General features: G+C 71.9%; 11 protein-coding genes. 5 read left to right on the top strand and 6 right to left on the bottom strand.

What is annotated here, in order from left to right; all coding sequences use genetic code 11:
* Positions 1-41 precede the first annotated feature (41 nt).
* Complete coding sequence (locus C1I93_RS12190) at positions 42-893, top strand: 5-oxoprolinase subunit C family protein (protein ID WP_111243378.1); 852 nt, start codon at positions 42-44, stop codon at positions 891-893.
* Positions 877-1,623, top strand: coding sequence for a LamB/YcsF family protein (locus C1I93_RS12185; RefSeq protein ID WP_111243377.1), 747 nt, complete (start codon positions 877-879; stop codon positions 1,621-1,623). The genes C1I93_RS12190 and C1I93_RS12185 overlap by 17 nt, the downstream gene beginning before the upstream one ends.
* Before the next feature lie 66 nt (positions 1,624-1,689).
* Here C1I93_RS12185 and C1I93_RS12180 read toward each other — a convergent pair whose 3' ends face one another.
* The 3 genes from C1I93_RS12180 to C1I93_RS12170 all read right to left on the bottom strand — a co-directional run bounded on the left by C1I93_RS12180 (position 1,690) and on the right by C1I93_RS12170 (position 4,096).
* The gene (locus C1I93_RS12180) at positions 1,690-3,525 is read right to left on the bottom strand and encodes an NHL domain-containing thioredoxin family protein (protein WP_111243376.1); all 1,836 of its coding nucleotides are present in this window, start codon (positions 3,523-3,525) and stop codon (positions 1,690-1,692) included.
* A gap of 68 nt (positions 3,526-3,593) precedes the next feature.
* Positions 3,594-3,854 carry a flavin reductase gene (locus C1I93_RS12175; RefSeq protein WP_111243375.1) on the bottom strand — a complete coding sequence of 87 codons (261 nt, stop codon included), beginning with the start codon at positions 3,852-3,854 and terminating at the stop codon, positions 3,594-3,596.
* Positions 3,851-4,096, bottom strand: a complete 246-nt coding sequence (locus tag C1I93_RS12170; RefSeq protein ID WP_111243374.1) for a hypothetical protein — start codon at positions 4,094-4,096, stop codon at positions 3,851-3,853. Before C1I93_RS12170 ends, C1I93_RS12175 begins: the two co-directional genes overlap by 4 nt.
* 318 nt (positions 4,097-4,414) lie before the next feature.
* Between C1I93_RS12170 and C1I93_RS12165 the strand changes: the two genes are divergently transcribed.
* The 3 genes from C1I93_RS12165 (at position 4,415) to C1I93_RS12155 (ending at position 6,395) form a co-directional block, all read left to right on the top strand.
* Positions 4,415-5,182, top strand: a complete 768-nt coding sequence (locus tag C1I93_RS12165) for a DUF5753 domain-containing protein (RefSeq protein WP_111243373.1) — start codon at positions 4,415-4,417, stop codon at positions 5,180-5,182.
* Positions 5,173-5,364, top strand: a complete 192-nt coding sequence (locus tag C1I93_RS12160) for a DUF397 domain-containing protein (protein ID WP_111243372.1) — start codon at positions 5,173-5,175, stop codon at positions 5,362-5,364. Before C1I93_RS12165 ends, C1I93_RS12160 begins: the two co-directional genes overlap by 10 nt.
* 350 nt (positions 5,365-5,714) lie before the next feature.
* A complete protein-coding gene (locus C1I93_RS12155; RefSeq protein WP_212808684.1) occupies positions 5,715-6,395 on the top strand; it encodes a lytic polysaccharide monooxygenase auxiliary activity family 9 protein in 681 nt (226 codons plus the stop codon).
* A 141-nt stretch (positions 6,396-6,536) separates the two neighbouring features.
* Here the strand turns inward: C1I93_RS12155 and C1I93_RS32440 are convergent, their stop codons facing one another.
* The 3 genes from C1I93_RS32440 to C1I93_RS31545 form a co-directional block, all read right to left on the bottom strand.
* A complete protein-coding gene (locus tag C1I93_RS32440; RefSeq protein WP_258378283.1) occupies positions 6,537-7,925 on the bottom strand; it encodes an LppU/SCO3897 family protein in 1,389 nt (462 codons plus the stop codon).
* A gap of 32 nt (positions 7,926-7,957) precedes the next feature.
* Positions 7,958-9,106 carry a hypothetical protein gene (locus C1I93_RS32435; protein WP_258378282.1) on the bottom strand — a complete coding sequence of 383 codons (1,149 nt, stop codon included), beginning with the start codon at positions 9,104-9,106 and terminating at the stop codon, positions 7,958-7,960.
* A 328-nt stretch (positions 9,107-9,434) separates the two neighbouring features.
* Positions 9,435-9,572 (bottom strand): hypothetical protein, encoded by a 138-nt coding sequence (locus C1I93_RS31545; RefSeq protein WP_165521953.1) that lies wholly within the window; start codon positions 9,570-9,572, stop codon positions 9,435-9,437.
* Positions 9,573-9,649 lie beyond the last annotated feature (77 nt).

The raw sequence follows: 9,649 nt of genomic DNA, 5'->3' as shown, positions 1-9,649 counted from the left end.
GCCCGCCTCACCCCCGGCACCCGGGTCCGGCTGGTGCCGGCATGACCGTCGAGGTGATCCGGGCCGGGGCGCTGAGCACGGTGCAGGATCTGGGACGTGCCGGCTGGGCGCACCTCGGGGTGCCGCGCTCCGGGGCGCTGGACCCGGGGGCGTTGCGGTTGGCGAACCGGCTGGTCGGCAACCCGGAGTCCGCCGCCGGCCTGGAGATCACCCTGACCGGCTGTGCGCTGCGGCCGACCCGGGCCACCACTGTCGCCGTGGTGGGTGCCGACGTCGACGTGCGGGTCGGCGACCGCCCCGGCGACACCGGCCGGCCGCTGGCCGTACCAGCCGGGACGACGCTGCGAATCGGTCCCGCCCGACGGGGCCTGCGCTGCTGGATCGCGGTGGCCGGCGGAATCGCCGTCGAGCCGGTGCTGGGCAGCCGGTCCACCGACACGCTGTCCGGCCTCGGCCCGGCACCGCTGCGCGACGGCGACCTGCTGCCGCTGGGCGTCCCGACCGGTCCACCCGCACCAGTCGACATCACCGTGCCGGTCCCGCTCCCGACGCAACTGCACCTCACCATCCGACTCGGCCCCCGACACGACTGGTTCACCCCGGCCGCGCTGGACCTGCTCCTCGGCACGGCGTACCAGGTGAGTCCGGTGAGCAACCGGGTCGGCGCGCGACTGGTCGGCGCGCCGCTACCCCGCGCGGTGACCGGGGAACTGCCGAGCGAGGGGCTGGTCCTCGGCGCGGTGCAGGTGCCGGCGGACGGCCAACCGTTGATCTTCCTCGCCGACCACCCCGCCACCGGTGGGTATCCCGTCGTCGCCGTGGTGGACGACGTGACCCCGCTCGCGCAGGCCCGCCCAGGCACTACCGTCAGGTTTCATGGACCTCAACGCTGATCTCGGTGAGGGATTCGGTGTCTGGCAGCTCGGTGACGACGAGGCGCTGCTGGACCTGATCACCTCGGCAAACGTCGCCTGCGGTTTCCACGCCGGAGATCCGCTGACCATGCGCCGGATCTGCGCCGCCGCCGCGCAGCGGCAGGTCGCCGTCGGCGCCCAGGTCGGCTACCGGGACCTCGCCGGCTTCGGTCGGCGGCACATCGCGTACGACTTCGCGGAGCTGCGCGACGAGGTGCTGTACCAGTTGGGCGCGCTCAACGCGTTCTGCCGGGCGTACCGCACCCGGGTCCGCTACCTCAAGCCGCACGGCGCGCTCTACCACGCCGCCGCCGTCGACGAGGTGCAGGCGGCGGCGGTGGTCGCCGCGATCGAGGACTTCGACCACGAGCTGCCCGTGCTCTGCCCGCCCGGGTCGGTGCTGGCCCAACTCGCGCACGGTGCCGGGCTGCGGGTGGTGGCCGAGGGATTCGCCGACCGCAACTACCTGCCCAACGGACGGCTGGTGCCCCGCTCCTCGCCCGACGCCCTGGTCACCGACCCACGACAGGTGGCCCGCCAGGCCGTACGAATGGCCACCGAGCAGCGCGTAACCGCCGTGGACGGCAGCGTCGTCTCCTGCCCGGTGGAGTCCATCTGTCTGCACGGGGACAGCCCCGGCGCGGTGGCCGCCGCCGAACTCGTCCGCGCCGCCCTCATCGACGCCGACGTACCGCTAGCTGCTTTTTAAGGAGGGGCCCCCTGTTAACGCCTCGTGTATAGGAAGGGCCCCCTATTAACACCGAGCCAGGTGCGCTCAGCCGGCGTCCAGGCCGCGCAGGACCAGGGGGAGGCGAGCCACGCCGTCCGCGGCGACGCGTACCGGGACACCCCAGTCCTGCCGGGTCAGGTGGCAGGCCGCGTGCGCCACGTCGGCGTCGCAGGTAGCCGCCTGGGCGGTCACCTGAAGCACGCCGCCGGGCACCGCGCCGTCGACCACCAGTCGGCGGGACAGTTCGGTGCCGGTGCCCGCCCCCTCGACCAGCAGCTCAGGCGGTGACGCGGAGACCACCAGGCGGGTGGAGGGCCCGTACGTCTCGTCCAGCTTCTGCCCCGGCGCCGGGGTGAAGACGACGTCCAGCACGACCTCACCGGCGGCCAGCTCGGTCGGCTTGCGTTCGGTACGGTGCCGAGGACCGTCGACGGTCGCCGCGCCGGCCGCCGAGAGCGCACCCGGTGCCAGCCGGGTCACCCGGTGCGCGGTGGACTCCACCACCAGCACCGCCCCGTCCGCGGTGAGCACCAGGTCGCTCGGCTCGCCCAGGCCGGCGGCCACCGTCGAGACCTGGTCGCTCGCCGGGTCGTAGCGACGAACAGCACCGTTGTACGTGTCGGCGATCAGCACGGAGCCGTCCGGCAGCGCGCAGACACCGAGCGGGTGCTGCAACAACGCCTGTGCCGCCGACCCGTCCACGTGGCCGAAGTCGAAGAGGCCCTGGCCGACGGCGGTGCCCATGACGCCGTCCTCGACGTACCTGATGGCGCTGGTCTCGCTGTCGGCGACCCAGAGTCGGGCACCGTCGGCGGAGACGGCGAGCCCGGAGGGCTGGGCCAGCCACGCCTGCGCCAGCGGCCCGTCCCGCAACGCCTCGACTGTCGTGCCGGCGTACATCCCGGTGGTGCGCTTGATGGGGTCGAACCACCACAACTGGTGAATCCCGGCCATGGCGACGATGACCTTGTCGTCGTACCAGGCCAGATCCCAGGGGGAGGAGAGGTCGATGGAGAGCGAGTCGTGCGCGTGGTCGTCGACCGTGGAGCGCCACTGCCGACCGGTGCCGGCCACGGTCACCACCTCACCGGTGTCCAGCCGTACGCCCCGCAGCAGGTGGTTGACGGTGTCGGCGACCACCAGGTGATAGCCGGCCACCTCGGCGACGTGCGCCGGGAGCAGGCACAACCCCTGCGGTTCGGAGAAGGTGGCGACGTCGGCGGCCCCATCGGCCCGGCCGCGGCTGCCGGTGCCGATCGCGCGGAGGACCGTCTCGCCGTCGGCGGCGAGTTCGACCAGACGGTGCCGGGCCGAGTCGGAGACCAGCAGACCACCGTCGGGCAGGGCCACCGCCTTGCCGGGGAAGCGCAGGGTGGTCTGCGGCTCGGCGGGTGGGACGTACGGGCCGTCGCCCCGGTGCAGCGTGCCCTTTGCCTCGTGGGTGGCGATGAGGTCGTCGATCAGCCGGACCAGCCCTTCGGCGTGGCCCTCGCCGGCCATCGTGGCCACCACGTACCCCTCGGGGTCGATCACCGCGAGGGTCGGCCAGGCGCGGGCCGCGTACTGCTGCCACATGTCCAGCTCAGGATCATCGAGTACGGGGTGGTGCACGCCGTACCGTTCGACGGCGGCGGCCAGCGCGTCCGGGTCCTTCTCGTGCTCGAACTTCGGCGAATGTACGCCGATAACCACGAGCACGTCGGCGTACTTCTCCTCGATCGGGCGCAGCTCGTCCAGCACGTGCAGGCAGTTGATGCAGCAGAAGGTCCAAAAATCGGCGATGGCGATCTTGCCCCGGAGATCGGCGAGCGTCAGCTGCCGTCCACCGGTGTTCAGCCAGGCCCGGCCCCGCAGCTCAGGGGCGCGCACACGTGCACTCATGACCCCCATCGTGCCCTACCAGCAGACGCCAGCCTGCCTGGCGGGGAGATGGGAGAGGTGTACGGTGTCTACCGTGCCGACCGGACCGGCACCCAGTCAGTGAAGCGCCGGTGCAGCTCCCCCGGCCGTTCGGCAGAGGTCAACTCGGCCAGTTGCTCGGCCGCCTCCTCGCGCTGCGCCACCAGGTAGACCATGAGCGCCGGAATGTTGCCGCGATATTCGGCCAGTAGCCGTGCCTTGGCCGGACCACACGGCCAGGGCGCGCCGCACGCGTGGCACCGCCATGTCGGCCGCGAGGGCAGGTGCTCCCTCGGCTGCGGCGCGCTCATCGCGCCGCCCTCACGTCGCGTTGAGGCGATGTGCGGCGCGGGGCTGGGTCGTTCATCCGGCGCATACCCTCCGGCATGACGAACAGCTCGCGGCGCTCGATCGCCTCGCCTCGCTTGTCGAGCTGATAGCAGGAAATCCACGCCCACCCGTAGTACGTAGGCCGGTCCGTCAGCTCACGAATCACCCGGACCATGATCGGTTTGGTGAACTGCACCGACGCCGTGCGGGTCAGCCAGTACAAACCAGGGGCGACCCGGGGTGTGCCGTCGCTGCGCGGAGCGCCCGGTGGGGGAGCCGCGCCGGGCGGGGACCAGCGGGAGGCGGGAGCGGAATTCGCGGTTTTCGGCACGGGCACGGTACGACCTCCCTCTGCGCGGCTGTGGAAAGGGGGCCGCCCCGACACCCCAGAACGCCAGGGCGGCCCCCTCTGCGAACATCCGCGGGGGTGCGAGTCCGGCCCGCGGGTGCCGCCTGAAACCACCTTGCCCAATGTGTTGGGACCGATACACAGCGTTCGTTAGGGTCAACGAACGCACTGGACGTCCATTCAGGAGGCGCTGTGAATCACGGACTCATCGCCGCGATGGCGGAGGCAGGCGAGACGGCGGACAGTCTTGCAGGTCAGATAGGAGTTGACCCGAAGACAGCACAGCGTTGGGTCAACCCCGGACGGGTGCCTCGGCCCCGCCACCGTTCCCGCGTCGCCGCGCTGCTCAGGCGGGACGTAGGGGACCTGTGGCCGGACGTGCTGAAGCGCCGCGAGCCGGCCTGGTTCCGGGTCTGGACCGACACTGAGCGCGAAGCGGTGGCTCTGCGTTGGTTCGAGCTGGCTTGGGTGCCCGGTCTCTTCCAGACGGAGGCGTACGCGAGGGCGACGCTCACCATGACGAACCTCGGCCCCGATGAGATAAACGAACTAGTCTCAGTGCGGATACAGCGGCAGGAGATTCTTCACCGGTCGCGGCCCCCGCTGGTTGTCGCCGTGCTCGACGAAGCGGTGCTTCAGCGGCGCGTCGGGCGTGACGGGGCGCTGATGCGTGAGCAATGCGAGCACCTTGCGGCGTGCGCCGAACTGCCAGGCGTCCAGTTGCACATTGTCCCCCGCGACACGCCCATGTATCTCGGGATGAACGGCCCGTTCATCCTCGCCGAGATGCCAGACGGTGCAAGGATGGCGCACCTGGACGACCAGGTCAGGGCACACATCACGGAAGACGCGACCGAAATATCTACGCTGGAACACTGTTGGGCGCGGATAGTGGGGGAAGCCTTACCCTGGGCGCAGTCCCTCGACCTCGTCAGGAAAGCGGCAGCATCATGGACATGACCGGCGCGCAGTGGCGCAAGAGCAGCAAGAGCGGCAGCAACGGCGGGGCTTGCGTCGAGGTTGCCGACAACCTTCCCGGCGTCGTTGGCGTACGCGACTCGAAGGATCCGGCCGGTCCGGCGCTGGCCTTCGTCCCGGCCGCGTGGCGTGCCTTCGTGGCCCAGGTCGCCGAGCGAGCCTGACCGAGACATCCGAGAGCGCCCGCCCCCTCGTCGGGGGCGGGCGCTCTGGTTCGCGCACCCTTGCCGGCAAGCAACTTCGGGGAAAGTGCTGCCTCGGGCCCGCGTCCCACCGGCATCTTCGGGGAAAGTGCTGCCTCGGGCCCGCGCCACCCCAGCGGCTAAGGGAGGCGCTCGTCAGGGGTGGTCGCAGATGCCTCACACGGGCTATGAAGGAGCTAATCGGTCGGTCCCGGGCGGGTGGTGCCAATAACCGAAACTTCATCGAAACATATTGATGTCTTGACCCATCGATGCAATCCTCTGCTTGGAAGCGCTCCCAATCCGTCCGGAACGCCCAAGGAGGATGAACAGTGCGTTCACAGAAGCTTGATCAATCCGGCCGGGCATCCCGGCCAGTCGTCCGCCGCTCGCTTCAGGCGCTTGTCCTGGCGCTCACCATGATGGTCGGGGTGCTGCCCTGGACCGGCGCGGCCCAAGCCCACGGCACCATCGTCAGCCCAGGCACCCGCGCCTACAAGTGCTGGCAGACCTGGGGCAGCAACCACATGAGCCCGACCATGCAGCAGCAGGATCCGATGTGCTGGCAGGCGTTCCAGGCCAACCCGGACACCATGTGGAACTGGATGAGTGCCCTGCGCGACGGCCTGGGCGGCCAGTTCCAGGCCCGGACCCCCGACGGGCAACTGTGCAGCAACGGCCTGTCCCGGAACAACAGCCTGAACCAGCCCGGCGCGTGGAAGACCACGAACATCAGCCGGAACTTCACGGTCCAGCTGTACGACCAGGCCAGCCACGGTGCTGACTACTTCCGGGTGTACGTCAGCAAGCAGGGGTTCAACCCGGCCACCCAGCGCCTCGGCTGGGGAAACCTCGACTTCATCACGCAGACCGGGCGCTACGCGCCGGCACAGAACATCTCGTTCAACGTCTCCACCTCCGGCTACACCGGACACCACATCGTCTTCGTCATCTGGCAGGCGTCGCACCTCGACCAGGCCTACATGTGGTGTAGCGACGTGAACTTCGTCTGATCGGTAAGACCTCGTACCACCACCACTCCGGCCCAGGGCAACCGCCCTGGGCCGGAGCCGTTGTGCCGGGCTCTCTCGCCACGGACCTGAAACGGCGGGCCCACGGTTGCCCGTGGACCCGCCGCAAAGGACCGGTTGGGCTCAGCTGGCGGCAGCCTTCAGGCAGAGCACCGGCTGGGCCGCGTTGCCGCGAAGCTCGACCACCGGCAGCGCCGGATCCGGGCACTTGTCCTTGGACTCGACCTTGGACACCACCGTGAACGCCTCTGGCTCACCGCAGTCGGCGACCACCGCGCTGTCGCCGGAGCGCTTGACGCAGGAGCCGACCGCCGGGTTGAAGACACCCGCCTCGTCGGAGGCACCGACCTTGCCGAGCAGCAGCAGCAGGCCGAGTGGGATGGCGAGGATGAGCACCGCGGCCACCAGCACCGCAGCGAGCACCCGCCCGTTGCGTACCTTCGGCGCCGGGGCGTCCGGCGCCGGTTCGGCGACCGGCTTGAAGGAGTCGAAGCGGTCCTGGGACGGCTCGCCCCCGGGCGTACTCGGGCTCCATGGCTGGCCGGGCTGCTGGGGTGCGAACGCCGCGGTGTGGTCGGCCGGTTCCGGCCGACCAGCGGGAGCGTAGCCCCCGCCGGGACGCTCGGCCGGGCCACCGAAGGACCCGCCGCCCGGCCCGCCGAAGGGGTCACCGCCGGGGCCGCCGAACCGATCCCCACCAGGGCCACCGAAGGGGTCACCACCACCAGTGCCGCCGAACGATCCGGCGCCGGGGCCGCCGAAGCGGTCGCCGCCCGGCGGACCGAACGGGTCGGCCGCCCGTTCCGGCTCGGCGTGCGGCTTGACACCGTTCATCGGCCGGTTGGTCGGCGGAGCGTCGGCGAAGGTGGGCAGTGCCGGCGGGAATGCCGGTGGCGCGGCCGGCGAGGCGGGGGCCGCCGCGAAGGCGTCCGGCCGGTCCCGCTCGCCGAAGCGCGGGTCCTGGCCCTGGTCGAACCGAGGTCCCTGGGCCTGGTCGAACCGGGGTCCCTGGGCCTGGTCGAACCGGGGTCCCTGGGCCTGGTCGAACCGGGTTCCCTGGCCCTGGTCGAACGGGAGGGCCGGAGCCTGCTCCTCCCGCTCCTGGGCCGGTTCTGCCGGTTGTTCGGGCTGGGCGGGCCGTCCGTACACCCGGGGCTGCGGCGGTGGCGAACCCGCCGGCAGCGCCGCCTGGTCGGTCGGGGGCGTCACCCGGCTGGCCAACGGCACCGACGCGCTCGCCGAGACGCCGCTGGCGGCGTTCGCCGCAGGGGTCGCCCGGCCGACCGACTCCGGGGAGGTACGCGGTGCCGGGATGGCCGGCGGCTGCGGCTCGTCGGGGCGCGACTCGGGCTGTCCCCAGCCCATGCCACCGGCGGGCTGGTCGGTGCCGGGACGCGCTCCCGGTCCGGCCTGGTCACCGGGGAAGGCGGCCGGCGCAGCGTAGTCGGTCGGTGGCGTGGCGGCCAGGCTTGCGCCCGGTACCCGCTGCTCCTGGGGCGGCAACGGCACCATGTTGGCAGGCGAGATGCCGGGGACGGCCCGATCTACCAGCCCGCGTCGGCCCCGCCGGCACCACCACTGGCCCAACCGGCCGACTCAGCCGGCTGTGGCGTGGCCCAGTCCGGTTGCGCCGGGCGGTCGCCGCCGCCTGGCCGACTCTCGGCCGGTTGCTGGTCGCCGGCCCAGCCGCCAGCAGCGGCCTCCGACCGCTGCCCGGTGGCCCATCCAGGCTGTTCCTGCTGTTCGGTCTGCCACCCACCGGACCGAGTCGAATCGTCGCTGGGCTGCCGTTGCGGCGGTACCGCATTCGGCTGAGGCACCTGCGCCGTGGCCCGAGCCGCCGGTGCGGTGCGCTCTAGTGCGGGCTGGTCGGTGGGCGCCCATTCGGGCCTGGCGGGCTGGTCGGTGGGCGCCCATGCGGGTTGAGCCGCCTCGGGACTGCTCGACGCGGTGGCCCAACTCGGCGTCTGCTGCTCGGCCTGCGGCGCGGAGGACCACTCCGGCTGCGGGTTGTTCGCCCAGGCCGCGGCGGGCTGGGCGGAGGCGGGCTGCCCGTCGGCCCAAGCCGGTCCGGTCTGGGCAGACGCTGGCTGCCCGTCGGTCCAACCCGGTCCGGTCTGGGCGGAGGCGGACTGTCCGTCGGCCCAAGCCGGTCCGGTCTGGGCAGACGCTGGCTGCCCGTCGGTCCAACCCGGTCCGGACTGGCCGGACGTCGGTTGTCCGCCGGCCCAGCTTCCGGGCTGGTGCGGCGTCCATTCTGGTGGCTGCGGCGCGTCCGGGGTGGTGGTTTCGGTCCGGGCCGAGTGGTCCTGCCCAGCGGAGGCCCATGCCGGCTGGTCCGATGCGGACGGTGCGGAAGGTGTGGCGGGCGGCCAGGACTGACCGGACTGCTCAGGCTGGGGCGCCCAGGACGGCTGGTTGCCGCCGGGCTGCTCCCAGGTGCCGGGGGCCGGGGACTCCGCCTGCCGGGTCACCTGGGCGCTGCCCCACGGCGCGCTCTGCTGGTTCGCCCAGGCGGGTGTGCCTGTGTCGGACCGTGGGGGTGGTGCGGGAGCCCAGCCCAGGTCGGGGGCGGTTGCGCCATACCCGTTGTCCTGCTGAGCCGGTCGGTCGCCGTACGGCGCCGGTCCGCCGCCGCCCGGCGGCACCTCGTCCGGCTCCTGGCCAGGGCGGTGCGGGCCCTCGGACGTCATGCGTGCGCCTCCTCCATCACATGTCGGCCGCCGTCGCCGATGGTCTCGGTAGGGCGAGCCGGCCGTGCCGGCTCCCCGCACCGTATCCCGGTGGCCACCGGTGGGCTCCCGGGGAGCATCGATCGTCACTTTCCGTCGCCGGGTGGTGTCGAGATGCTTCTATCGTCTCGACCCGTCCCCGACTGTGGACGACGACCGAAGCCCACCGTACCGGGCGCTGCGGCGGGGCGGTATCCCGGTGTCAGCCGCCCACGCGCGAACGCCGACGACCCGCCCGGTGGCCCGGACGGGTCGTCGATCTGGAGGAGGCGAACAAGGTTCGGTGGCGTCAGTGCATGTGACGCTGGGCGATGGCGAGGATCTCGTCACGGACCGCGGGCGAACTGGCGGAGCGCAGGGCCCGCTCGATGGCGCGGGCGCGGCGGTTGGCGTCGCGGCGGTTCCGGATTCGCTCGATCATGCTCATGGTGGTCTCTCCTCCTGGCTATTCGGTTGTCGACCTGCCGGTGCCTCCATTAAACCGCAAACCCCTGCCAGCATCCA

This window comes from Micromonospora endophytica, from assembly GCF_003236305.1.
Taxonomy (GTDB): domain Bacteria; phylum Actinomycetota; class Actinomycetes; order Mycobacteriales; family Micromonosporaceae; genus Micromonospora; species Micromonospora endophytica.
The sequence above is the reverse complement of the archived record's forward strand: the minus strand, read 5'-3'. Positions and strand labels throughout refer to the sequence as shown.

Excerpts from the sequence above, each read along its gene's own strand:
- C1I93_RS12175 (WP_111243375.1), bottom strand. The coding sequence starts at position 3,854 with ATGAGCGCGCCGCAGCCGAGGGAGCACCTGCCCTCGCGGCCGACATGG.
- C1I93_RS12160 (WP_111243372.1), top strand. The coding sequence starts at position 5,173 with ATGGACATGACCGGCGCGCAGTGGCGCAAGAGCAGCAAGAGCGGCAGC.
- C1I93_RS32435 (WP_258378282.1), bottom strand. The coding sequence starts at position 9,106 with ATGACGTCCGAGGGCCCGCACCGCCCTGGCCAGGAGCCGGACGAGGTG.
- C1I93_RS31545 (WP_165521953.1), bottom strand. The coding sequence starts at position 9,572 with ATGAGCATGATCGAGCGAATCCGGAACCGCCGCGACGCCAACCGCCGC.
- C1I93_RS32440 (WP_258378283.1), bottom strand. The coding sequence starts at position 7,925 with ATGGTGCCGTTGCCGCCCCAGGAGCAGCGGGTACCGGGCGCAAGCCTG.
- C1I93_RS12180 (WP_111243376.1), bottom strand. The coding sequence starts at position 3,525 with ATGAGTGCACGTGTGCGCGCCCCTGAGCTGCGGGGCCGGGCCTGGCTG.
- C1I93_RS12190 (WP_111243378.1), top strand. The coding sequence starts at position 42 with ATGACCGTCGAGGTGATCCGGGCCGGGGCGCTGAGCACGGTGCAGGAT.
- C1I93_RS12185 (WP_111243377.1), top strand. The coding sequence starts at position 877 with ATGGACCTCAACGCTGATCTCGGTGAGGGATTCGGTGTCTGGCAGCTC.